Origin of the sequence: Streptomyces sp. CA-106110, from assembly GCF_050936285.1 — a bacterium.
Lineage (GTDB): Bacteria > Actinomycetota > Actinomycetes > Streptomycetales > Streptomycetaceae > Streptomyces.
In genome coordinates, this window is sequence record NZ_JBNJNB010000001.1 from 2,940,098 (window position 1) to 2,965,207 (window position 25,110).

Here is a 25,110-nt window from a genome sequence, read left to right on the forward strand (position 1 = left end):
CCTATTCCCGGAGCAGTCAGCTCTTGGCCACGCCGACCCGCAGCCTCGCGGTGAACTTCGGCCCGCGCGAGGCCTCCGCCCTGGGCTCGCACGGCAACCCTTGGTTCCTCGACGCCTCCGCCCTTGCGGTGCCGACCGGGTCGCACGGAACACCCGGTTCGGGAGGGCTCGCCGATGCCGCCCTCAGGGACTGAGCGGGCGTGTCGAAGGAAGCGCCTCATCCTCCAGCTGCAGGTCGCGTCTCGCGGTCCTGAGCGCGAGTTCCAACTGCCGCACATGCCGCCCACCCTCGTTCGCCGCGCCGCCACGCTCGTTCGCCGCAGCGGCCAGCCACAACTCGGCGCCGTTGATGGCCCGGGTGACCTGTCTCCCGGCCGCCTCTCCCAGAGCACCTTCGAGCGGGCGAAGCTGACTGATCAGATCCCTGGCCCGCTTGCTGTTCCCGGGCCGGTGATCCGCCCCGCCCGGAGGCGCTTCGTCGTCAGCCGCAGTCCCGGCCGTGGACGTGGGCCTCGAAGCGTCGGTGGAACTCTCCGCGGTAGCGCCGGCCTGGCCTGTCCCACCAGCGGAAGACCGTTCGCAAGCAACGGCCGGGACAGGGGAAAGTGACCACAGCCCTGTGCGTTGAGCCTCGTCGGCGTTCAGGCGGATGTAGCGCTCAGCGGCCACGACCCAGCCCGTTCCGCCGTCCGCTACAAGAACACGCGCTCCGTCAGGTACGCGGTAGACCTGCCCCGCGAGCGGGACTTCAGTGTCCGCGGGGACGGAGAGAAAAGCCCGGGTGACCGCGCTGCCGACAGGCTTGACGTAAGCGGCAAGCACATGCCGATCCTCGCCGACCACGACGGGCGCGCTTTCCGTGACCTCGCCGCCTGGTACGGGAGCGAAGACCAGAGCGCCCTGGACGGGGAAGCCCGCAGGTTCGGAACGCGGCCGAGACGGGCGAACCCTCTCCAAGTGCGGGGTGAGCAGACCCATCGGCGACAGCGTGCATTCCTCCAACGGCGCCCAGTGAAGCGGATGTCCGCGCGCCTGCACTCCGATGTGGACGCGACGCTCTCCCCCATGGGTGACGAGGCGGACCCGGAGCAAGAAGCCCTGACGGTCCAACAGCTCCCGGCTCACCGGACCGTCCTGCGCGAGAATCCAGTCCACGCCGACTTCGCCCCCATCGAACTCGTCGGTGGCGCGGCGCCAGGCCGGAAAGTCGAGAGCACCGAGCTGGAACCTCACTCGGAGTCGTATGCCCGGAGCGAGCAGATCCACGGCACCGCCCGGGCCGGCGCCGAGATCCCGGATGCTGACCTTGCCCGGCACACCCTGCCGTTCGAGCAGTCGCTCCACACCGCGCTTGACGAAGAGGTGATCGGCGCTGGACTCACCGTTGGCGGTGCGATGACACACGGCATTGGGGTGGTGGGCGAAGTGGCACACCTTGTCGGTGTAGCGCCGGTCACTCAACTCACCGCCGCAGCCGCCCAGCTGAATCCCGCACCAGTAGGTGTAGTCGGGGTGCAGCTTGCGCCAGTGGTCCAGTTCGTGATGATCCATGGGGAGGATCACAGGATCGCCGGAGTACCTGTCTCCGATGACCGCGGTTTGGACCCTACGGTGGTCCAGTGGGACAAACCTCATCAGCGGTGACCTGGGCCTCCGGCGCTTCGGTGCCCGATTCCCGGCGCCTGTCCGGGCCAAGTCCCGAAGCCTGTCATGTCGCCCCCTCTTGCCTCAGCCGTCGAGTCGGCTGAGACGCACTCGACTGCAGCTCAGGATGGGCCGACTCGACGTTGTTTGCAATGCGTCGCGGCATCGGGTCTGGCGCGCCCCGGACGTCACCCCTCCTGCATTGCGGCAGCGAGTTCGGCCCACACCGTCTTGCCCGGTGCACCGAGTCGCGGGCCGGTACCCCAGCGGGTGGCCAGCCCGGCGACGATGAGCAGGCCCCGGCCCGACTCCGCATCGCCGCGTGGCGCCTGCGGAGAAGAGGGAGGTACCCGCTCGGTGCGGGTGTCCGTCACCTCCACGCGGAGGGTGTCGGAGGTTGCCGTCAGCCGGAGGTGGAAGTCCCGGCCGGGCACGTGGCCGTGCCGCACGGCGTTGGCGGCCAGTTCGGCCGCGATGAGGATGAGGGTCTCGTTCGCTGCGGAGTTGTAGGCGTATCCCCACTGGTCCAGCCGCTGGGGGAGCTATGAACACCCGAAGGATCACTGCCGTCGCTCAGGATCCGCGGTGGTTCAAGAGCAGCTACAGCGGCGCGGAGGGCGGCCAGTGCGTAGAAGTGGCGACTTCGCGAGGGACCGTCCACGTCCGGGACTCGAAGGCGGTCACCGGCCCCGCACTCACCATGGACCGCACCGCGTGGGCGGCCTTCCTCGGCTTCGCCGCGCACCACGACAGCGAGGGTTGACCCTCTCACTCGTCGACTGGCCGTTTGTCCCTTGAGGGGCGGTTCCTCGCTCCTTGGATTCCGAAATGGGCAGGAATGTCACCATGCTGTTAGCGCTGTTAACGCAGACATCTTGTCTATGTCCTTTGAGGTGTGTACGGTCCCGTCATGGCCGCCGACGAATCCGCTCCCGCGGCGGTCGTCACGGCTGCCGAGATCGCCCGCCTCGCCGGGGTGACCCGTGCCGCCGTCTCCAACTGGCGCCGCCGCCACCCAGACTTCCCGCGCCCCGCTGCCGGCACCGCGACCAGCCCCCTCTTCGCGCTCACGGAAGTCCAGCAGTGGCTGGACCTACAGGGGAAGGGCCGGGAAACCTCCGCTGAGGTCGACCTGTGGCACGAACTGCGCGCTCAGTACGGCGATGACCTGCTCACCGCACTCGGCGCGGTCGGCGCGCAGTTGCTCGGAACCGCCGTCAAGCAGCCGCTGGCCGAGCCCGCCGCGGCTGCCCTCACCACCTTGGCCGCAGAGCGTGGCGCCCACGCCCTCTACGCCGACCTTGTCGAGCGCTGTATCGCCTCCACCACCCGCAGCGGCGGTGAGCCGATGACCACCCTCGCCCTGGAGCGGATCGTCTCGGCGTTCACCGGGCCGGCCGACGATGCAGCCGGAGCATCGGACCGCACCATCGGCACGGTCTATGACCCGGCGTGCGGCATCGGGACGCTGCTGCTCACTGCCGTCCCGGGTGCCCACCGGTACGGCCAGGAACTCAATCCGGCGACCGCCGCCATTGCCGAGTTCCGCGCCCGGCTCGACGGCAGGACCGCCACGCTGGCCTGTGGAGACTCGCTGCGCAAGGACGCATTCCCCGACCTCCGCGCCGATCTGGTCGTCTGCGATCCCCCGGTGGGCGTGGCCGACTGGGGGCGGGACGACCTGCTGCTCGACCCCCGCTGGGAGCTGGGCGTACCCCCGCGCTCGGAGAGCGAACTCGCCTGGGTCCAGCACTGTTACGCCCACACCGCTTCCGGCGGCCGAGCGCTGCTGGTGCTGCCCTCGTCCGTCGCCTACCGCAAGGCCGGTCGCCGTATCCGGGCCGAACTGGTCCGCCGAGGACTGCTGGCCTCCGTGGTGGCACTGCCGCCTGGTCTGATGTCCAGCCACGCGCAGCCCGTGCACCTGTGGATCCTGCGGCGACCGGCCCAGGGCGACCCCGCCCGGACACACATCCGCATGATCGACCTCAGCACCGCCGACCCGGACGGCATCGGCATCGATATGAAGGGCTGCGCACCGACGCCGGAGCAGATCGCGGATGTTCCGCCCGTCGACGTCCTGGACGACGACGTCGACCTGAGCCCCGGCCGATACGTCACCCCGCATCACGCCGACTACCCCGTCGAGTACGCCGCCCTGCGCGACCGCGTCCAGAGCCTCGCCCGGGGCCTGCTCGACCTGCTCCCCGAGCTCCCTGCCGGCCCCGGCCGAATCGAGGCCGCGCCGATGGGACTCGGCGATCTCGTCCGGGGCGGTCTGGTCGACCTGGACGGCACCGAGCCGACCTCCCGGACCGATCAGCTCGACACCGACTACCTGCGCGGTTTCCTCCGCAGCGCCGCCAACACCCGCCGCAGCACCACCGCCAGTGGCACCCTCCGCCTGAACGCCTCGGGTGCGCAGATTCCGCAGATGGACATCGGGCGCCAGCGGGAGTACGGCGAGGCCTTCCGGCGCCTGGCCGCCTTCGAGGAACTGCTGCGCGAGGCCGCCGCCATCGGCGACCGGGTCGGCGCGCTCGCGTACGACGGGCTGACTAACGGGGCCCTGCTGCCGCAGTCGGCCACCAGTGCCTCTTCGGGGAAGAGCGAGTCCCAGGAGGCGCAGGATCAGTGAACCGATCCGCTGATAACCTCGCTCTCGTCCAGCCAGGTCAGGACAGTACGGGGGCAAAGGTGCTGCAGCCGCTCAGAGCGGGCGACCCGACGACGGTCGGGAACTTCCGACTGGTCGGCCGACTGGGACAGGGCGCGATGGGTGTCGTGTACCTGGGCTACCGTTCGACCCGCCCGGTCGCGGTGAAGGTTGTCAGACCGCAGCTCGCGGAGGACGAGTACTTCCGCAAGCGGTTCGCCCTGGAACTGGAGGCGATCCGCCGTGTCGGCGGCTTCCATACCGCCGCTCTGGTGGACGCCGACCCGCAGGCGGCGACGCCGTGGATCGCGACCCAGTACATCAACGCGCCCTCGCTGCTGGAGCTGGTGGAGCAGCACGGCCCGGTCAGCGAGCTGGGTGCGTGGTGGCTGGCAGCGGGTCTCGCGGCCGCCCTGATGCACATCCACTCGGTACGTTTACTGCACCGGGACCTCAAGCCCGGCAACGTCCTGGTCGCCACGGACGGCGTCCGGGTCATAGACTTCGGAATTTCCCACGTCAGCGGCGGTACCGGCCTAACCACGGCGAGCGCGGCCCTCGGCACCCTCTCCTACATGGCACCGGAACAGGCGGCGGACTCCCGTAGAGCCAGCGAGGCGTCGGACGTCTACAGCCTCGGCGCGACGCTGGCGCACGCGGCGACCGGCCACGTCCCCTTCTACGCGCAGATGCCGGCACAGCGGACGCTGGACATCCAGCCCGACCTGACCGGCCTCCCGCCCGCGCTGCTCGACCTGGTCACCCACACGCTGGCCTTCGACGCAGAGGACCGGCCGACGGCACAGAACGTGCTGGAGGAGGCAATGGGACGCCTGCTCGACTTCGGCGTGCCAACGGAGGCACAGGCGTACCCGCCGCTGCCGGAGGCGTTCCTCGCGGCGGTGCTGGAGCGGCAGGCCACACCGGTCGAGGCACCGGATGCCGTACCGGACCATGATGCCGTGGTGGACGACGAGCCGGACGGCGTTCCGGACATCGCCCCCGATCCGGTGCCCGAGGCCGCGCCGTTCCCCAGGCCCGCGGAGCCGCTCGATCCCGGGCCCCGGCCGGACGCCATGCCGGACCGCTGGGCCGCACGATGGCGCAGCCGCATCGAGGACCGCCGCGGCGACTACGGCGGCTGACCCCGCCAAACCCGCGCGCAAACCACAAACGCACAGTGCTTGAACGGCACAGCAGCAGAGCAGCAGAGCAGCAATCGAAGGAGACCCGCCGATGACCACCGTCACCGACAGTGCGTCAGGCAACGTCCCGGGCGACGCGTCCGACGGCGTCCGGTTCGCCGCCGGGATGCAGGTCCGCGCCCGCGACGAGGACTGGCTGGTCGTGGAGGCCGCCGAGACCGCCAATGACGGCACTCGCCTGGACGTACGGGGCATCTCGCCCCTGGTCCGCGACCAGCGGGCGGTCTTCTTCGCGCACGAAAGCCTCGACCTGGTGACCCCGCTGCGTCCAGAGGACACCGAGCTCGTCCCCGACGACTCCCCCGAGTGCCGCCGCTCGCGCCTGTTCATCGACGCGTTGATCCGCAAGACCCCGCTGCCCCTCTCCGAGCAGCGCCTCGCCACCGTGGGCACCCACCTCGTCGACGACCTCGCCTACCAGCGCGAACCCGCCAAGGCCGCCCTGCGCGCCCTGCGCCCCCGACTGCTGATCGCGGACGCGGTCGGCCTCGGCAAGACCCTTGAGGTCGGGCTGCTGCTGTCCGAACTGATCAGGCGCGGACGCGGCGAGCGCATCCTCGTAGTAACGCCGAAGCACATCCTGGAACAGTTCCAGCACGAGCTGTGGACGCGCTTCGCGATCCCGGTGGTGCGGCTGGACTCGGCCGGCATCGAGCGGATCAAGAACGACATCCCCGCCGGCCGCAACCCCTTCTCTTACTACAAGCGCGCGATCATCTCGATCGACACCCTGCGCTCCGACCGCTGGCGCAGCCATCTCATGCAGGTCACCTGGGACGCCGTCGTCATCGACGAGTCGCACAAGCTCATCAACACCGGGACGAAGAACAACCGCCTCGCGCAGCTCCTCGCGCCGAAGACCGACGCCCTGATCCTGGCCAGCGCCACACCGCACAACGGCCAGCGGGAGTCCTTCGGCGAACTGCTGAGCCTCCTCGACCCGACGGCCATCCCCAACACCAGCGACTACGACGAGACGCAGCTCCAGCACCTCTACATCCGGCGCCACAAGATGTCCCCCGACGTCTCCGCCGAGATCGGCCACATGTGGGCCACCCGCAAGCCGCCGATCGCCATCGACTGCAAGGCGACCCCGGCCGAGCAGCGGGTCTTCGACGAGCTGTACGACGTCTGGATCAACCCGAAGGACGGCCGCAAGGCCCCTGTCTCCGGCAAGGGCGCCCGGCTCTTCCCCTACACCCTGCTGAAGTCCTTCCTCTCCTCCCACTCCGCGCTCGTCGAAACGGTCGACAACCGGATCGACAGCATCGACCGGAGCCCCAACCCACAAGAACGCCAGGCCGAACGCGACGCACTGGTCAACCTCGGCACCATCGCCGAGGCCATAGACATCGAGGACGCCGCCAAGTTCCGGCAACTGGTGAAGGTCCTCAAGGAGGAGATCAAGGTCGGCCCCGGGTCCGACACCCGCGTCGTGATCTTCTCCGAACGCCGCGCCACCCTGCAGATACTGCAGGACACCCTGCCGTCGGCCCTCGGCTTCGCCCCCAGCCGGGGAAAGACCAGCGGCGCCGTCCGCCAGCTCCACGGCGGCCTCTCCGACGACGAACAGCAGCGCACCGTTAAGGACTTCGGCCTGGCGAGCAGCGAACTGCGGGTCCTACTCACCGGCGACATCGCCGCCGAGGGCGTCAACCTGCACCGACAGTGCCACCAGATGATCCACTACGACCTGCCCTGGTCGCTGATCACCATCGAGCAGCGCAACGGCCGCATTGACCGCTACGGCCAGCAGCACTCCCCGGAGATCCGCGCGCTGTTGCTGCTCACCGCCGACGAGGACCCCGACCGCCCCTCGGCCGACCGAGCGGTGTCCGAGCGCCTGCTCAGGCGTGAGGACGAGGTCCACCGCACCCTCGGCGAGGCCGCCTCCATCCTGGGCCTGCGCGACGAGGACGCCGAGACGAACGCCATCATGGAACGGCTCCTGGCGAACGAGGAACCGTTCGACGCTGCCGTTCCGTCGGTCCCGCTGGACCCCTTCGAGGCGTTCCTCGCCGACCACACCCCGGACGGCGGCTCACCGGGCTACCGGGTGCCGCAACTGTTCGCCTCCACCCGCGCGTTCGTCGAAGAGGCCCTGGAAGAGGTCTACGGCAACCCGGAGCAGCGCATCGGCAAGCACTGGGACGCCGACCACCCCAAGATGATGGTCTTCACCCCGGACCGGGAACTCCAGCGCCGCCTGCTGGTCCTCCCCAAGTCGTACCTGGACGAGCGGCAGGTCCTGGACCAGCTCCGGGTCACCTTCGACAAGCAGTTCGGCCAGGACAGGCTGGACCGGGCCCGTGAGCGCAGCGGCAACCGTGCCAAGGGCGCGATCACCAAGCAGGAGCGCACCGAGACCTCCGGCTGGCCCGACGTCAGCTACCTCACCGACCAGCACCCGGTGGTGGAGTGGCTCACCGACAAGGTCCTCGTCAGACTCACTCAGGACCGCCGGAACGGCTCGGACCAGAGCCGCGACCGCGCTCCGGTCATCACGGCGGACGTCGATGAACCGATCTTCCTGGTTCAGGGCATGTACTCCAACGCCAAGGGTCACCCCACCGTGCTGGCCTGGATGTGTGTGACGGGCCTGGAAAGCGGCACGCCGGTCTTCGACGACGACCTGGTGGGAGTGCTTGAGCGGGCCGGGGTGAAGCCGAAGATGCTCAACCGACCGTTCACCGGGGACAAGGCGGCCTTGCAAGCACTGGTCCCGGCGGCGGTAAGGGCGAGCCGCGAGCACATCGCCGCGCTGCGCACCGAGCAGGAAACTCCGCTGGTGGAACAACTCGTGGAGTACGAGCAGCGTTTGGCAGCCTGGCGTAAGGCCAGCCTGTCCACGTTTGAACAGCTCAGCTTCAGCGGCATCCGGCGGAAGCACGAGGAGACGCGCGTGCAGAAGACCGCGGTGGAGGTCGAGCAGCTCATCGAGCAGTTGGCCACACAGGGCGAGGCGATGGTGCGGGTGATCGGAGTCCTGGCGCCGGCCTCGACCGCCGGCGGCAACGTGATTCAGCAGCAGAGGGGTGCGTGACACCGTGGCATTCGAAGCGATCACCAACCGCGGTGAGTACATCTCCGCCCACTACCTCGCCGAGCTGTTCGCCAAGGACCTCACCGAGCTGCGCAAGCGCTGGACCTCCGCCGACCGGGCGGGCGCTCCGTCGTCCCGGTCCGGTGTGAAGGGCCTGCGCCGCGAGTACTTCAAGGCCAAGGTCCGCATCACCGAGAACAAGGCCTTCGACGGTCCCGAGGTACGGGAGCTCAACGATCACCTGTTGGCAGCACTTGCGTATGTCGAGCCGGAGGGCAAGGGCAAGGACGCTGAGCCCGCCGCTCCGGAGCCCGCGGGTCCCACCCACACCCGGCTCCGCCGGGGCGACTTCGAGGTGATGCAGGGCGACAAGGAACGGTCGGTGCCGGTGGCGCTCGCCGTCACGGGCCCAGGCGGCCTGGAACTCGTCGCCCTGGACGTCACCTGGCAGGTGGACGGCGAACTCGTCGTCGCGGACGTCGATGACGGCGGCGCACAACTCCTCGACCCGATCCAGCTCGACGGCAAGCAGCTCATCACCAGTGCAGCCGACGCCGTCACCTTCCTCTTCGGCTGCGAGGACGGCTACGCCCCGCGCTACGTCCTTCTCCTCGCGGGCGGCGCGGTACTGCTCGCCGACCGCACGGCCTGGCACGAGGGCCGGTTCCTCGCGGTGAGCGTCGACGAGGCCCTGGACCGCAACCTCAGCGCGGACGGCGAGGAACTGGAGGCGGTGGCCGCGCTGTTCGGCGCGGAGTCGCTGCTGACGGAGGGTGGTGTCGCCGGGTATCTGGACGGGCTGGTCGACAAGGGCCGCAAGCATGCGGTGGGCGTCTCGAAGGAGCTGCGGGAGGGGCTGCGACAGTCCGTCGAGCTCATCGCCCAGGAGATCCTGGACCGGCTCAAGGAGGGCGGCGCCGATCCGGCGGAGCTGGGCGACCCGGCCGACCTGGCGAGCCGGCTCACTCGGGAGTCGCTGCGGTATCTGTACCGGATCCTGTTCCTGCTCTACGCAGAGGCGCGGCCCGAACTTGGCATCCTGCCCAGCAAGGACGACGCCTACCAGGACGGCTATGGCCTGGCCCGGCTCGGGGAGCTGGTCTCCTACGACCTTCCGGAGGAGGCTCAGGACGGCACCCACTTCGCCGATTCGCTGAATCTGCTCTTCCGGCTGGTCGACCAGGGACACCGCCCTCTGGGCACGGACGCGGCGCCGGCCGAGGGCGGAGTGACCGTCCTCGACGCGGACGGCCTGCGCTTCGAGGCCCTGCGCAGCGACCTGTTCAAGGCCGACGCGACCCCGCTGATCGGCTCGGTGTCGGTCGAGGGCGAGCGGATCGACACGCGGCTGCGCAACAAGGTGCTGTGGCGCGTGCTCAACCTGCTGATGCTCACACAGGGGCGGCGCAGCGGACGCGGCAATGCCGGCGGCGGCACCGGCAAGGGTTTCATCTCGTACGCGCAGCTCGGCATCAATCAGCTCGGTGCGGTGTACGAGGGCCTGATGTCCTACACCGGTTTCTTCGCTTGGGATGACCTGTACGAGGTTGCCAAGCCGGATTCCGACGGGCTGAGCGGCACCTGGGTCGTGCCTTTCAAGGACGCCGATAACTACGACGAGGAAGTCTTCGTCAAGCGGCGGAATGAGCTGACGGGTGTTCTCAGGCGTGTCGAACACAAGAAGGGCACGTTCGTCTATCGCCTGTCGGGACGAGAGCGGCAGCGGTCCGCGTCGTACTACACGCCGGAGGTGCTGACTCGCAGCACGGTCAAGCACGCGCTGGCCGAACTGCTGGACCAGGACGGCGTCACGACGCCCGCGCGGGCGATCCTCGACCTGACCGTATGTGAGCCCGCCCTGGGCTCCGGGGCCTTCCTCAACGAGGCCATCAACCAGTTGGCGGCGGAGTACCTGAAGCGCAGGATGACGGAACTCGGCGGCGACCAACTGTCGCCTGACCGGTACGAGGCGGAGCTACAGAAGGTCAAGGCGTATCTCGCCCTGCACAACTGCTACGGCGTCGACCTCAACCAGACCGCTGTTGAGCTGGCCGAGGTCTCGCTGTGGCTCAACTCGATGCACGAGGGCCTGAAGGCCCCGTGGTTCGGCCTGCACCTGCGGCGCGGCAACTCACTGATCGGGGCGCGGCGGTCCATGTACGCGGCGGAGGCGCTGAAGCGGAAGGCATGGCTGACGACAGTCCCGACGGACCGGCCGCTGCGGGCCGGAGCCGCGGAAGGCCGGTTCCAGGCGGGCAAGGAGATCCACCACTTCCTGCTCCCGGCTAAGGGCTGGGGTGCGGTCGCTGACGCCAAGCAGGCCAAGGAGCTGGCAAAGGACGAGCGCGACGCACTGGCGAAGTGGCGAACCGCTGTCGTGGCGACGCCGTCGGTAGCGCAAGGTAAGCGGCTGCTGGCGCTGGCGACCCGAGTCGAGCGGCTGTGGGAGCTGACCCGGCGCCGCTTGATCGTGAGCGAGCGGGAGGTACGGCGCCAGATCGACGTATGGGAGGTCGACCCCGACCAGCCACTGGAGAAGGCATCGGGAGACGTGACCCGTGAGCAGATCGAGAGCGCGCTGAACGAGCCGGGCTCGCCGCGCGGCCGGCTAAAGCTGGTCATGGATGCTTGGTGCGCCCTGTGGTTCTGGCCGGTTGGGCAGGTCGACACCCCTACACCGCCAAGCATGGAGGAGTGGCTGTCCTTCTGCGAAGCAGTGCTGGGTGTTCCGGCCGCCAAGGCGAAGGCGAGGCAGTCCAGCCGTATCGGTGGCACCGCGGCGGGCCTGGACGACGAGTTCGGGCTGTTCGCGGATACCGGCGAGTTCGAAAAGCTGGCGACGGACGACGAGTTTGACCGGGTCATGAGCCAATGCGTTGACCTGCCGTCGGTCATGGTGCGATTCCCGTGGCTGGGCGAGGTGGACGCAATCTCCCGGCGGGAGGGCTTCTTCCACTGGGAGTTGGAGTTCGCGCACATCTTTGGGCGAGGTGGGTTCGATTTGCAGGTGGGGAATCCTCCCTGGCACCGGCCGATCTGGGATGATGCTCTCGCGCTCGCGGAATACGACCCCTGGTTCGGACTTACAGACAAGGCTCAGGAGTCGGTGAGGGACGAACGTCGCCGGGCAGTGCTGGGATATGCGGCAGCGCTCCGTGGCTATCTATCTGACCTGAGCGCATCGGCTGGCGTCGGCTCTTACCTGGGTTCAGAGATCGACCATCCACCTCTGACGGGTATTCAAACAAATGTCTACATGAATTTCATGGAACGAGCCTGGCGGTCTCTCGGTCCGAATGGACTTGCTGCGCTGCTACACCCTGAAAGCCATATGACCGACAAGTATGGCGGAAAGCTGCGGGTTGCGACATATGGCCGTCTGCGCCTTCATGCTGGATTCCTATTTGCGAACAAATGGTTTGATGGCGTCGATAGCCCCAGCCAGACCTTCTGTATCTCATGCTACGGCCCACAAAAAGATGAGGTCCGATTTAAGCTCGTCACAAATCTACTGAGCACGGAAACTCTCGAACTCTCTTTGAAGCATGACGGCAGCGGCGAAGTGCCCGGCGTGAAATTCGCCTCCGGCGCCCCTGATATGCGGCCGCACCAAAAGAGGGTCATCCGTGTTGATGAGTCTCTGCTTCAAGTATTCGCCTACATCTTGGACGCGCCAGGGACGCCCGCACTCGAGGCTAAGCTGATTAAGCCCATCTCAGCCGAAGAACTCAACGCGCTTGCAGTCCTGTCAACCTATCCCGAGAGGTTGTCTGCTCGTCCGTACTTCCACTCCGATGGGTGGCACGAGAAAGGGGCCAAGACCTCAGGGGCCATAAGGTGGGAAACCCGGGATAATGAGAGTGCAGATCAAGTGATCCTTCAAAGTCCTCATATCACTGTGGCAAACCCCTTCGCCAAACAGCCTAACGAGAATTGCCGGAGCAAGAACGACTGGTCAACTTTCGACCTGGAGGTCCTCTCATCGACTCAAATCCCTAGGGCAAATTATCAATTCGCTAAGGGTGACTCCGGTATGGAGGGCGGACTCAAGCCCTGGAATGGTCAACCTCAGGCCAGCTTCTGGCGAGTCGGGTGGCGTGGTTTCGTGGACACCGGAACCGAACGCACTTTTGAGGCTGCGCTGATCGCTCCTGGGTTTACGCATATTCATTCCATTAACACTATTGCAATGCCTTCGGATCGCGAGACCGGAATCCTTGCAGGGATTCTCGCTAGTCTTCCAATTGACTATCTGACCAAGGCCGCGGGGAAATCTAATCTCAACGACAATCTAGTCAGTAATTATCCATTTCCGCCGGGACACCCCTTGGCCTCTCCACTTCTCCTCCGCGCCCTTCGCCTCAATTGCGTCACTCGCGATTACGCCCCTTTTTGGGAGAAACTCTTCGAATCTGCATGGCTTGTTGATCGTTGGACCGACCCCGAATCCCTTCGACCGCCAGTCCAGGCCGTCGAACGCACCTGGTCCATGGCAACGCCGCTACGCACCGAGTACGACCGCCGAATGGCCCTCGTCGAAATCGACGCACTCGTCGCCGCCATGCTCGGGCTCACCGCCGAACAGCTCTGCGCCATGTACCATTCCCAATTCGCCGTACTACGCAAGTACGAGTGGGAGATGTTCTTCGCCCCCGACGGCCACAAGATCGGCGCGGCAACTCACAACGTCGGCATCCGCCAAACCCCCGAAGAGACAGCCTTCGTCAAGGCCTGGGCCAAGGCAGCCCGCGCAGGCGACCCCACTCCCGCCATCCCCGAAGGCTGGGTCAAGCCGAACCGTGAGGCCGAAATGACCCGCGCCCACGCCGACTTCACCGCCCGCCTCCACGCCGGCGAATACAGCGACTACGCCGCCTACCTCGCCGAACACCCCCTCACCACGCCCACGCCCGCCCCCGCCGAGTCCCCCGCCACCCCCGCCCCGGAAAGCAGGTAGCACCCAGCCATGCTTCCCTCCCTGGCCGCCGAGGATCTGCGCCGTGCCCTCGCCGCGTACCTGACGACGAGCTTCGCGCTCGCCGACGATGACGTCCGCGAGGAGCTCGAGGCATTCCTTGAGCGGCCGGAGAGTCGGCTCTTCCGGGGCCCGTACCTCCGTGTCCGTACGCCCTTCCGGTACGCGCCCCCCGGCTGGGAGAAGGCTCTTGACTGGTCGCCCAGCCTCCGCCCCTACACCCACCAGGCGACCGCCTGGCAGCGGCTGTCCAGCAAGTCGGGGCACGCCCCCGAGCCGACGATCGTCACCACGGGCACCGGCTCGGGAAAGACCGAGTCGTTCCTCGTCCCGATCCTGGACCACTGCGCCCGCGCCCGTGCTGCCGGGGTCAAGGGCGTCAAGGCGCTGCTCCTCTACCCGATGAACGCGTTGGCCGACGACCAGGCCCGCCGTATCGACGACTTTCTCGCCAAGAACGCCGCCCTCTCCTCCGTCACCGCCGGCATCTACATCGGCGGCGCCTCCGGCAACCGCCCCCCGGACGACGAGGACGAGAACGCTCCCGGCTCCTACGCCCGCGAGTCCGGCGCGAGCACCATCACCCCCGCGCAACTGTCCCCGGACAGCCGCCTGATCACCGACCGCGAGGCCATCCGCGCCAACCCGCCGGACCTGCTGCTCACCAACTACAAGATGCTGGACCTCCTCCTCCAGCGCATCCCCGACGTTCCGCTCTGGCAGGACGGCGGGCTGACGTACGTCGTCCTGGACGAGTTCCACACCTACGACGGCGCCCAGGGCACCGATGTGGCGATGCTGCTGCGCCGCCTGGGCGCGGCCACGGGCAAGGCCGAGCCGGGCCGCCCCCTCGGCACGATCACCCCCGTCGCCACCTCCGCCACCCTCGGCGGCGGAACCGGCGGAGCGGGCGGAACCAATGGAACCGGCGCCGTCGGCCGCACCGCAAGCACCAGCGCCACCCCCTCCGCCGAAGCAGCCCCCACCCCCGACGGCCCCCAGAAGTCCGACCGCGAACTCCTCCTCGAATTCGCCGAGAAGGTCTTCGGCACCCCCTTCCCGGACGCCGCCCTCATCGGCGAGGACCGCCAGTCGCCGGGCGAGTTCGTCGCCGAGCCCGACTTCCTCCTCCCCGTGCCCTCCCCGGCCGGCCTCGCCGCCGTCCCCGACCCCCTCGACGACCCGTCCGCTCTCCACCGACTCGCCGAACTCGTCCTCGGCAGGGACTTCGCCGACCCGATCCAACTCGGCGAGAAGCTCCGCCAGCACAACCTCATCCGCGCCCTCCTCGACGTCGCGGGCGACACTCCCGTCACCGTCCCCGAGATCGCCCGCGAGTTCGCGAAGCGCGGCGGCGGCGCGGCCTGGGACGAGGCGGCCCGCACCGACATCGACCTGGTCGCGACCGGCCTCGCACGGCTCCTCGCGCTGGTCTCGACCGCCCGCGCCTACGACCCGATCGCCGACCGCACCATCCCCTTCCTCCGCGTCGAGGCCCAGCTCTGGGTCCGTGAGGTGCGCCGCGTGATCCGCGCCGCGACGCCGACGCCCCACTTCCGCTGGTTCGACGACGACGGCCCCACCGGGGACACCCGGCCCAACCCGGCCAACCTCGCCGTCTACCCCTCCGCCGAGGTGGACAGCACCGCCGACGCCGACACAGACCCGTATGCCCCCGGCGACGGCGCCGCCGCCCTCACCCCGGACAGCCCCGTCCCGTTCGTCCGCCCCGTCGGCCCTGCCTACCGCGCCCACCTCCCCGCCGTGTACTGCCGTCACTGCGGGCGCTCCGGCTGGGCGGCGCTCTCCACGGATCTGGAGTGGCAGCAGCTCAAGACCAAGCCGCTGGAGATCTACCGGGCCTCCGCCCAGGGCAACCGGGCCGTCCGCTGGATGATCCGCGCCAGGCCGGGCGAGCACACCGCTGTCTTCCTGCACGCGGAGGAAGCCGAACTACGTACGGTGCCGAGCAACGACACCGTGCCCGTCATCACCGTTGCCGGGCCCATCCCCGCCAACGCGGGCGACAAGTGTCCCTCCTGCGACCTGACCGACGGCATGCGCTTCCTCGGTGCGGGCACCGCCACCCTCGCCTCCGTCACCACCACCCAGCTGTTCTCCGACCGCGGCCTGAGCGACGACGAGCGCAAGCTGCTGGTCTTCACCGACTCCGTCCAGGACGCCACCCACCGGGCCGCGTTCATCGCCAACCGCAGCTTCGGGTTCACCTTCCGCGGACTGCTCGCCGAGCAGCTCAAGCCGGGCGCCCCCGTCGCCGTACACGATCTGGCCACCGACGCCGCCGAAGCCGTGGTGACGGCGGCGGAGAAGGGCGAGATGAGCAAGCTCGCCTCGATCGTGCCGCCCGACCTTCGCGACAACCCGGAGATCCGGACGCTCCTCAGCGGCGACGGGTTCAGTGACGCGGGCGCGTACATGCTGCAGGACCGCATGGTCTTCCAGACGCTGCTGGAGTTCGGGCTGCGCTCACGCCTGGGCCGTACCCTCGAACTGACCCGGACCGCCGCCGCCGAGGTGCACCTCCCCGACGCCGTCGCCGTCGCGGCTCTGCTGCGGGAAGCCCACCAGCGCCTCCCGGGGCAGATCACCCTTCCCACCGACGACGCCGACTACGTCGTCTACCTGCGCGGCCTGCTGGAGCGCATGCGGCTGCGCGGGGCGCTGTTCCACCCCTGGCTGAAGGAGTACATCGCCCAGGCCGGCGCCCGGCGCTGGCCGATCTGGGGCGGGCGGCCCACGGGCATGCCCGCGTTTCCGCGCGGCCTGGCCGCACCGACCTTCCCGGTCCTCGGGCGCCTCGGCACGTCCGAGTTCGACTCGCTGGCCCGCGACAACACCTGGTTCGCCGACTGGGGGCATCGCACCCTCGGCTGCGAGCGACGCGAGGCCCGCGCCCTCGCCGAACAGGCCATGAAGCTGCTCGCGCAGCGCGAGGTACTGGCGACCTACCCGGCCGAGGGCGGCTCGACCGTCTTCGCTCTCAGGCCACGCACCATCATGGTGCACAGCCTCGCCACCGATCCGTCGTCTCCCGACGACGGCAGTGGGGCAGACGGGGCAGGGGCCGACGGAACGGGTGTCAACGACCACGGCGTCCGCTGCGACAGCTGCACCTGGCGGCAGACCGTCCCGCCCGGCCGGCGCGAGGACTGGCTCGGCACACCCTGCCTGCGCTTCCAGTGCGGCGGCACCTTCACCACCGACGACCGCGACTACAGCGACGACTACTACCGCCGTCTCTACACGGTCGACCGGCCCGGTGACGTCCTCACCGCCGAGCACACGGGCGCACTCAGCCGGGCCCGCCGCGAGGAGGTCGAGCAGGCCTTCAAGAACCGCCCCTCGCCCTTCGACCCGAACGTACTGACCTGTACGCCCACCCTCGAACTCGGCATCGACATCGGCGACCTGTCCGCCGTGCTGCTCGCGTCCCTGCCGCCCGCGCCCGCCAACTACGCGCAACGCATCGGCCGTGCCGGCCGCAGCACCGGCAACTCGCTCACCGTGACCTTCGTACCGCGCGGCGCCCGCAACCAGTACTACCTGCACGCACCCGAGCAGATGCTCGCGGGCCGGATCATCCCGCCGGACTGCTACCTCGACGCCTCCGAGATCCTGCGCCGCCAGTACCTGGCGTACCTGCTGGACCGGGCCGCCGACCGCAGCCTGTGGCGGGGGACGATGATGCCCGAGGAGCCCATGCCGCACCGCATAGGCGCCCTCTTCACCCGAGGGCTCGCCGAGGACGGCTGGTTCCGCCGCTTCCTGGACGTCGCCCACGCCCGCCACGCCGAACTCGCGTCCTCCTTCGTCCAGCTCTTCCCCGGCATGTCGGCCGAGGCCGAGCAGGGCCTGCGGCAGTTCGCGCAGCTGGAGTTGGAGCAGACCGTCGGCCAGGCCGCCACCGCGTGGCGCAAACGCCTGGAGGCATTGCGCTCCCGGTCCCGGCAGATCGGCCGGGCCTTCGACGCCCTGTCCACCGCCTCCGGGGACCGCGAACGCGACGAGCAGCGCCGCCAGCTCTACGCCGAGCGCAGGTCGGTCAACCGGCGCAGGGACGCCCTGGTCGGCGAGAACTCGATCAACGCCATGGTCCGCCTGGGCCTGCTGCCCAACTACACCCTCCACGACGACGCCACGCTGCTGGACGCGACGCTGTGGTGGAAGGACGCCGACGGCGAGTTCCAGGACCAGTTGACCGAGTACGGGCGGGGCTCACGCATGGGCCTGCTGGAACTCGCGCCCGGCAACACCTTCCACACCGACGGCTACAAGTACATCGTCAACGGCCTGGATCTCGGCGCCGGCGAGGGCGACACCGCCTACGCCAAGTGGCGGCTGTGCCCCGAGTGCGGCTACGTCGCCACCGCCGAGGCCGGCCTGGACCTCACAGCCTGCCCGCGCTGCCTGACGCCGCAGATCGCCGATCCCGGCGCGCTCCACACCGTGCTCGTGCCCGAACGGGTCACCGCCCGCGAGCGGCGCGAGGACGCACGGCTCACCGACGAGCGTGACGAGCGGGAGCGGCGCCGGTTCAACGACGTCACGCTGGTGGACATCGACCCGGATCAGCCCCAGGGACTGCGCGCCTGGAAGCGGGTGGGAGAGCTGCCGTTCGGTGTGGAGTTCGCCCGGGTGGCGACCATCCGCACCCTCAACCTCGGCCCGGCCGCCGCCGCGGGTCCCGAGCACCAGATCGCCGGCGACGACGTCCAGGTGCCCGGCTTCGATACCTGCCTGGAGTGCGGGGCCGTACGCGGCGTGCACCCCCAGGCATGGGACCGGGCCGCCCAGCGGATCGGTACCCGGCACGCGTACTGGTGCGGCCACAAGGACGACGGGATCGACGCCGAGACGGCGTCGATGCAGCGACTCGTCCTCGCGCACGAGCTGACCACGCAGGCACTGCGGATCCTGCTGCCCGTCTCCACGATGGAACTGCAGACCCGGCTGGTGTCGTTCAAGGCCGCGCTGCTGCTGGGCATAACCAAGCACTTCGGCGGCGCTCCCGACCACCTGCGCGTCGTACCCGCGACCATGCCGGGCGGCACCCGGGAACTGCGCCGTCGCTTCCTGGTGCTGCACGACTCCATGCCCGGCGGCACCGGCTACCTGGAGCACCTCGCCGACGCGACCGTACTGCACCGGGTGCTCACCCTGGCCCAGACCGCCCTGCGGGACTGTCCCTGCGGCAAGGAGAACCTGCGCACCCCCTGCCACCGCTGCCTGCTGCCGCATGTCAGCAGCAACGAACACCCCTTCGCGTCGCTGCGGGTCGCCAGGGAGCTCCTGGACGAGATCCTCACGGGCTGGGACACGGAGCAGGTCGACACCCTGTCCGGGGTGCGCATCGATCAACTCGCCGAGAGCGAGCTGGAGAAGCAGTTCGTCCGCACTCTCGTGGACTGGGGCAGCCGCCGCCCGGAGTCCGGCTCGGTGACGCCCCGTGCCGGGGAACGCGGCATGGAGTACGAGCTGCGCTTCACTCGCCCGGACGGCAGCGGCACTCGATGGCTCTTCCAGGACCATGTGCGGCAGCTGACGTCCGCGCCCAGTGAACCGGACTATCTGCTGACCCGGATCGACGGGCCGTCGACGCGCATCGCGGTCTTCCTCGACGGCTACGCCTTCCACGCCAGCACCGGCATCAACCGGATCGCCGACGACGCCGCCAAGCGGGAGGCGCTGCGGGCCGAGGGCATGCAGGTCTGGCAGTTCACGCACGCTGACGTCATGGCCTGGAAGGCGGCGGTGGAGGGCACCGCGGACGACCGAGAGGTGCGCACCCCCGCCGAACCGCTGCTCGGCGAAGGAGCTCTGCGGACGGCCCGGCAGATCCACCAGATGCTGACGGGCGGTCCACGCCCCGACGACACGCTGGATCCGGTGCTGCGCAACCCGGTCGAGACGCTGCTCGCGATGCTCGCCGATCCAGACGCGGAGCGGTGGTCTCGTCGGGCGGCCGCGCTGATCAGTGGTTTCGCGGGAGGTGGCGCGGCGCGGCAACCGATCGACCGGCGGGCGGTGGGCGAGCGGCTGCCGGACGTGCTGGCGGGTGGGACCCTCCCGGTGCCCGGCGCCCCGGCGGCCGCTGACGCCATCGCGATGGACGTCCGCACCCTGGGCGGCCTGCGCATCATCGGGCTCCTCGACCGGCGGCCCGAGCCGGTGACCGGGCAGCCCGGGATGTCCGCCTGGTCGGCCTTCACCGTGCTGGACGACCGCGACGAAGCCGTCGCCGAGCCGGACCACCGGGCGCGTTGGGCGGACTGGCTGCGGTGGTCGAATCTGCTGCAGCTGCTGGCAGGCGACCGGGGTGCGGCGCTGCCGCGGTCGTTCCACCAGATCGCGATGTCCACGGCCGGGCGGGTCGACCCGCACGCGGTCGCGCTGCTCACGGGCGCGCTGCCCACCGCCACCGGCCTGCCCGAGCAACTGCCGGAGCCTTGGGCGGAGGCCGTCGAGTGGGCCTCCACGGAGGCCGAGGAACTGCTGTTCGCCCTGTGCAAGGAGGCCCGTACCCGTCACTTCGGTGCCCCGGAGGTCGGCTTCGAACTTGACGACCGGGTGGCGCAGCAGGCGGAACTCGCCTGGCCGGACGCGAGAGTGGCGGTGTTCATCGACGTGGACGAGCACCGTGACGCCGCCTTCGCGGAGGCCGGCTGGCACGTCGTACATGCCGGGACAGTTGATGTGGCCGAGTTGGCCGAGCGTTTGGAGAATGTGTGATGTCCAAGGCCCAGGTCGTCATGGCGGACGTCTTCGGCAAGTACTACGACAAGCTGGACGGGTCGGTCCAGGCGCAGGTCCTGCAGTTCATCATGAAGATGCAGCGTGACCCGGACGCCAACGGACTGAACCTCAAGCCGCCGAAGGGCGCCGAGGACAAGCGGGTACGCACGGCCAGGATCAACGACAACTTCCGTGCGGTGCTGATGCACTACGCCGACCGGATCTACTACCTGGTCGCGGTGCTGCCGCACGACGACGCCTACACCCTCGCGTCGCACATCATCTTCGACATCAACAAGGTCACCGGCGGCGTCGAGCTGATCAACCTCGCGAGCCTGCACGGCACCCTGAGCGGGCAGCCCGCCCAGACCGCCGCCACCGCGGAACCCTCCGTCTTCGCGGATGTCTCCGACGCCGACTTCGACCGGCTGGGCGTGCACCCGTCCGTCGTACCGGCGCTGCGCGAGATCCGCAGCATCGACGCGATACTCGGCTTCGTGGAGCACCTGCCCAAGCTCGCCCGGGACGTGATCCTCTGCCTCGCCGACGGTATGAGCGTCGAGGCCGTCTGGGAGCAGGTCAGCTCCGTCGCCGCGACCAGCGACACCGTCGACCCGGACGACTACGAGGCCGCCAACGAGCGCCCCGCGACCAAGGAGTCGTTCGTCGTCACCGGCGATGTCGCCGAGTTCGGGCGGATCATGTCCGAGCCGCTGTCGGCCTGGCGGATCTTCCTGCACCCCGCCCAGCGCGCACTGGCCGAGCGCAAGACCCCCAACAAGGGATCGGTGCGGGTCACCGGCGGCCCCGGTACGGGCAAGACCGTCGTCGCTCTGCACCGGGTCAAGGCCCTGGCGGAACGGCTGCCGCCCGGCCAGGCGATCCTGCTCACCACCTACACCACCACCCTCGCCGAACTCCTGCGCTCGCTGCTGGAGGACCTCGGCGGCACCCAGCTCACCGCGAAGGTGGACGTCCGCAACATCGACAAGGTCGCCTACGGCATCGCCAAGGAGACCTTCGGCACGAAGACCCCCAAGTCCCTCGGCGACGACGAGATCCGCAAGCGCTGGGAGGAACTGGCCGACGAACAGCAGCCGCACCGCTGGGACGCGCGTTTCCTGGAGACCGAATGGAAACAGGTCGTGCTCGCCCAGGACGTGCGCAGCCGTGACGAGTACCTCGCCGCCAGCCGGGCCGGTCGTGGCCGGCGCCTCAACCGCCCGGAACGGGCACAGGTGTGGGGGCTGATCGAGGCCTTCGAGCACCGGCTGGACGCCGCGGGTGAAGTCGGTGTCACCCAACTGGCCGCACAGGCCGCGCGGATCGCCTCCGGCTGGAGCGACGAGACGCGCCCCTACCGGCACATCGTGGTGGACGAGGCCCAGGACCTGCACGCCGCCCACTGGAAGCTGCTGCGCGCGCTCGTCCCGGTCGGCGAGGACGACCTGTTCATCGTCGGTGACGCCCACCAGCGGATCTACGACAACCGGACGTCGCTGAGCGCCCACGGCATCAACGTGCGGGGCAGACGCTCCAGGCGACTGACCCTCAACTACCGCACGACCCGTCAGATCCTCGGAACCTCCCTGAGACTGCTGGGCGACGCGGACTTCGACGACCTCGACGACGCCAGCGAGGACCTGGGCGGCTACCGGTCCGTCCTCGGCGGAGCGAAGCCCGAGCTGATCGAGTACCCCTCCACGGCCGCCGAACTCACGGGCTTGGCCGGACGGGTCGAGGAGTGGCTGGGCGAAGGCCTGAAGGAGGAGGAGATCGTTGTCACCGCCCGGACCAACAAGCTCGTCGACGCGGCGGTGGAGGCGTTGCACAGCGCGGGGATCAAGGCCGTCAAGGTGAAGCCGCGGCAGACACCGGCGATCGGTTCCGGGGTGCACGTCATGACGATGCATCGGATCAAGGGCCTGGAGTACCGGGCCGTCGCGATCATCGGAGTGGGCGCGGACCACGTGCCGCAACCTGGCGCCGTCACCCCCGTCTCCGAGGACCGTCTCCAGTACGAACGTGACCTGCAGCGCGAGCGGTCGCTGCTGTTCGTCGCCGCCACCAGGGCCCGTGAACAGCTCGCCATCACCTGGGCGGGACCGCGCAGTCCGTTCCTGGAGGGAAGCCACTGACCTGCGGTGACTCGGCACAACACCGCCGCGTTAGAGTCACCACGGAGCCGGCCGTCGTCCGGCTCTCACCTCAGAACGGGATCCGGGCGGACGAGACATGTACCTGAAGAACCTTCGCCTACGGAACATCAGGTCGTTCCACGGTGCACGCAATGTCGACCTCGACCTGACCAGGCCCGACGGCTCATATGCCGGCTGGACGGTCCTGGCAGGCCGCAACGGCTCGGGTAAGACGACCCTGCTGCGCGCGGTCGCCCTGACGATCAGCGGCCCTGCCGTGGCCCGCAGCCTCGTCCCCGGGTTCGACACCTGGGTCTCCCGGGACGAGACGGTGGCGAAGGCCGAAGTGTGCCTGGTCCATGACCCGGAGCACGACCAGTTCACCACGGGGCGCCGTCCGGTCCGGCCGATCTGGGCAGGGCTGCGCTGGACCGCGGCGGAGCAGACGTCTCTCTCCGGCAAGCCGGGTTCCAGCAGGGCCGGACAGCCGGCGCTGAACGCCATCGGCTACCAGAAGGAACGCCCCGTCGCCCAGCGCGGCCCTTGGGCGGACAACCCGGTGGGATGGTTCTGCGCCGGGTACGGGCCCTTCCGCAGGCTCGCCGGGGGCTCGAGCGACATCCAGCGGCTGATGTCCAGCTCAGGCGCGGTCGCCCGGCTGACGAGCCTCTTCCATGAGGATGCGTCGCTGGCGGAAGGCGTGAGTTGGCTCATCGAGCAGCACCTGCGCGCATTCGAGGACAAGGACGGTGCCCGGGACCTCAAAGCGGCTGCCCTGGCCATCCTGGGTGACGACCTGCTCCCCGACGACTACCGGATCGACAACGTCGATTCCGAGGGTCTGTGGGTGGTCAACCGGAACCACCGTTTCCCGCTGCGGGAGATGAGCGACGGTTACCGAACGGTAGCGGCCCTCGTCGTGGACATCCTCAAGCAGATCCACGACGCCTACGGCCAACTCGTCCTCGAAACGACGGACGGAACACCGAACGTTCCGAGTCCCGGCGTCGTCATCATCGACGAGATCGACGCTCATCTGCACGTCTCCTGGCAGAAGCGCATCGGCGGCTGGCTGAAGGCGCACTTCCCGAACATCCAGTTCATCGTCACCACGCACAGCCCCTACGTCTGCCAGGCTGCGGACCCAGGAGGCCTGATCCGACTACCGGGCCCGGACGAGGAGAGCCCTGTGGAGGTCGTGCCCGAGCACCTCTACGACCGAATCATCTTCGGTAGCGGTGACGACGCCGTACTCTCGGACCTGTTCGGGCTCGACACTCCCTACTCGGACCAAGCCGAACAGAAGAGGGAGGAGCTCCTCGCGCTGGAACTGGACGTCGTGCGAGGGCGGGCCAGCGAAGAGGAAAAGACCCAGTACCGCCACCTAAAGCGCAAGTTGGCCAGTTCCCCAGCTACTCGCGTCGACGAAATCACGACCCGGCTTCACTCCCGTCAGCCTCGGCGCGATTCATGATCCGAATCAAGCGAGCACCACTCCCGCGGGCGGCGCTGACATTAATGGCTGGCCACACCGGTGACATCAGCCAGGCTTCTGTCCCGAAACAGCGGGCCAAGCAGTTATGGAAGAACACGACAGTCCGCCGGCAGATACACCCCGTACTGAGAAGCACCCTGGCGAAGATGGCACCAGGGCTCGAACGCTGCATGTACTGCGGAGACAACCAGGGCACGGACATCGATCACTTCGAGCCCGTGCGCATCAATCCGCTGCGAACGTTCGACTGGCATAACCACCTCCTGGCGTGCTCCCTGTGCAACAGCCACTTAAAGCGCGACCTCTTTCCGTTGGCAAAGGACGGGTCCCCCTTGCTCATCGATCCGAGCAGCGATGATCCCGCACCGCATCTGCACCTCTCACTCGCAGCCGGCGAATACGTCCATCTCACAGACCGAGGTGAGGCAACGATCAAGGTCTTCGGTCTCAACCGGAGCATTCTTGTCCGAGGACGTCGTCGCGCTTACCGAGCCACTCCTCCCTTGCTGGACCGATGGCTCAATGCCTTCGAGAAGGGGGACATGGAAGATGCGGCGGATTGGGCGAGCGTCGTATGGGAACAGCCAACCGCAGACGTCGTACTCGCTATGTTCCATCAGGCTCTCGTCCCAGGAGCCGAAGACATCTTCGCGGACGAGTCCGAAACCCTTGCTCTACTGCGCGACCCAGTAATCCGCACTGGGCTGCTGGGCACCTGCTGAGTCAGCCCAGCACAAGCACCTTCTCGCACGGCGACAAGGAAGCCCGATCACAACCGGCCGCGCTCCCCGCGCGGAGGGGGACGACCTATCGACCGTCGGAGCCGCGATCATCTTCATCTCCAGTGTTCGGGCCGCCGAAAGCTCTTGCGGAACTCGAGACCATTCGTTCGCTCCTGCCCGGTGCCTACTCAACCCAGATTCGGAACCTCGACAAGCACATCTCCCGAGTCAGATCACTGGCTGATCTGTTCGATGGAAGCATGTGGCGTCCCGCGGCAGAATACGGAAAACGGGCTCGGGGCGCTCACGGGGAGAGCGCTGCATGAGCAGGGCTGGGCTATCCGCGACTCCCGGTTCAGGCTACCTCTCCCAACCGGAACCATCCCGTTGGTGATGCGCATGCCAGAGCCCCCAAGTCGACCAAGTTTGCCGACTCGATCTCCGCGATCAAACCCCCGTCGGCGCGGGTCAGAACTGGC

12 protein-coding genes are annotated in these 25,110 nt (G+C 68.6%); 10 read left to right on the forward strand and 2 right to left on the reverse strand.

Annotation, left to right across the window (positions count from 1 at the left end):
• Positions 1–23: 23 nt before the first annotated feature.
• Positions 24–194, forward strand: coding sequence for a hypothetical protein (locus ACQEXA_RS13555; RefSeq protein WP_433130001.1), 171 nt, complete (start codon positions 24–26; stop codon positions 192–194).
• On the opposite strand, the gene ACQEXA_RS13560 is transcribed toward ACQEXA_RS13555, so the two are convergent.
• Both ACQEXA_RS13560 and ACQEXA_RS13565 read right to left on the reverse strand, forming a co-directional pair.
• On the reverse strand, positions 184–1,551 hold the full coding sequence (locus tag ACQEXA_RS13560) for a hypothetical protein (RefSeq protein ID WP_433130003.1): 1,368 nt from the start codon (positions 1,549–1,551) through the stop codon (positions 184–186). The two genes, ACQEXA_RS13555 and ACQEXA_RS13560, sit on opposite strands and share 11 nt — an antisense overlap.
• 281 nt (positions 1,552–1,832) lie before the next feature.
• Complete coding sequence (locus tag ACQEXA_RS13565; protein WP_433130005.1) at positions 1,833–2,093, reverse strand: ATP-binding protein; 261 nt, start codon at positions 2,091–2,093, stop codon at positions 1,833–1,835.
• A 95-nt stretch (positions 2,094–2,188) separates the two neighbouring features.
• Here ACQEXA_RS13565 and ACQEXA_RS13570 point away from each other — a divergent pair, with 95 nt between their 5' ends.
• The 9 genes from ACQEXA_RS13570 to ACQEXA_RS13610 all read left to right on the forward strand — a co-directional run bounded on the left by ACQEXA_RS13570 (position 2,189) and on the right by ACQEXA_RS13610 (position 24,631).
• Positions 2,189–2,407 (forward strand): DUF397 domain-containing protein, encoded by a 219-nt coding sequence (locus ACQEXA_RS13570; RefSeq protein ID WP_433130007.1) that lies wholly within the window; start codon positions 2,189–2,191, stop codon positions 2,405–2,407.
• 147 nt (positions 2,408–2,554) lie between these two features.
• On the forward strand, positions 2,555–4,282 hold the full coding sequence (locus ACQEXA_RS13575) for an N-6 DNA methylase (protein ID WP_433130009.1): 1,728 nt from the start codon (positions 2,555–2,557) through the stop codon (positions 4,280–4,282).
• Positions 4,283–4,341: 59 nt separating this feature from the next.
• Positions 4,342–5,445: a protein kinase domain-containing protein gene (locus ACQEXA_RS13580; protein ID WP_433130012.1), complete on the forward strand. Its 1,104-nt coding sequence runs from the start codon at positions 4,342–4,344 to the stop codon at positions 5,443–5,445.
• 91 nt (positions 5,446–5,536) lie between these two features.
• Positions 5,537–8,548, forward strand: coding sequence for a DEAD/DEAH box helicase (locus ACQEXA_RS13585; protein ID WP_433130014.1), 3,012 nt, complete (start codon positions 5,537–5,539; stop codon positions 8,546–8,548).
• 4 nt (positions 8,549–8,552) lie between these two features.
• On the forward strand, positions 8,553–13,505 hold the full coding sequence (locus ACQEXA_RS13590; protein ID WP_433130016.1) for a type II restriction endonuclease subunit M: 4,953 nt from the start codon (positions 8,553–8,555) through the stop codon (positions 13,503–13,505).
• Between the two features lie 9 nt (positions 13,506–13,514).
• Positions 13,515–20,273 carry a DEAD/DEAH box helicase gene (locus ACQEXA_RS13595; RefSeq protein ID WP_433130018.1) on the forward strand — a complete coding sequence of 2,253 codons (6,759 nt, stop codon included), beginning with the start codon at positions 13,515–13,517 and terminating at the stop codon, positions 20,271–20,273.
• Complete coding sequence (locus tag ACQEXA_RS13600; RefSeq protein WP_433130020.1) at positions 20,273–22,414, forward strand: UvrD-helicase domain-containing protein; 2,142 nt, start codon at positions 20,273–20,275, stop codon at positions 22,412–22,414. The genes ACQEXA_RS13595 and ACQEXA_RS13600 overlap by 1 nt, the downstream gene beginning before the upstream one ends.
• Positions 22,415–22,511: 97 nt before the next feature.
• Positions 22,512–23,888 (forward strand): AAA family ATPase, encoded by a 1,377-nt coding sequence (locus ACQEXA_RS13605; RefSeq protein ID WP_433130022.1) that lies wholly within the window; start codon positions 22,512–22,514, stop codon positions 23,886–23,888.
• Positions 23,885–24,631: an HNH endonuclease gene (locus ACQEXA_RS13610; RefSeq protein WP_433130024.1), complete on the forward strand. Its 747-nt coding sequence runs from the start codon at positions 23,885–23,887 to the stop codon at positions 24,629–24,631. The genes ACQEXA_RS13605 and ACQEXA_RS13610 overlap by 4 nt, the downstream gene beginning before the upstream one ends.
• The last annotated feature ends 479 nt before the right edge of the window (positions 24,632–25,110 follow it).

Bases quoted from the DNA above. Each gene is read 5' to 3' on its own strand.
- ACQEXA_RS13560 (WP_433130003.1), bottom strand. From the start codon at position 1,551: ATGGATCATCACGAACTGGACCACTGGCGCAAGCTGCACCCCGACTAC.
- ACQEXA_RS13570 (WP_433130007.1), top strand. From the start codon at position 2,189: ATGAACACCCGAAGGATCACTGCCGTCGCTCAGGATCCGCGGTGGTTC.
- ACQEXA_RS13575 (WP_433130009.1), top strand. From the start codon at position 2,555: ATGGCCGCCGACGAATCCGCTCCCGCGGCGGTCGTCACGGCTGCCGAG.
- ACQEXA_RS13585 (WP_433130014.1), top strand. From the start codon at position 5,537: ATGACCACCGTCACCGACAGTGCGTCAGGCAACGTCCCGGGCGACGCG.
- ACQEXA_RS13595 (WP_433130018.1), top strand. From the start codon at position 13,515: ATGCTTCCCTCCCTGGCCGCCGAGGATCTGCGCCGTGCCCTCGCCGCG.
- ACQEXA_RS13600 (WP_433130020.1), top strand. From the start codon at position 20,273: ATGTCCAAGGCCCAGGTCGTCATGGCGGACGTCTTCGGCAAGTACTAC.
- ACQEXA_RS13605 (WP_433130022.1), top strand. From the start codon at position 22,512: ATGTACCTGAAGAACCTTCGCCTACGGAACATCAGGTCGTTCCACGGT.
- ACQEXA_RS13610 (WP_433130024.1), top strand. From the start codon at position 23,885: ATGATCCGAATCAAGCGAGCACCACTCCCGCGGGCGGCGCTGACATTA.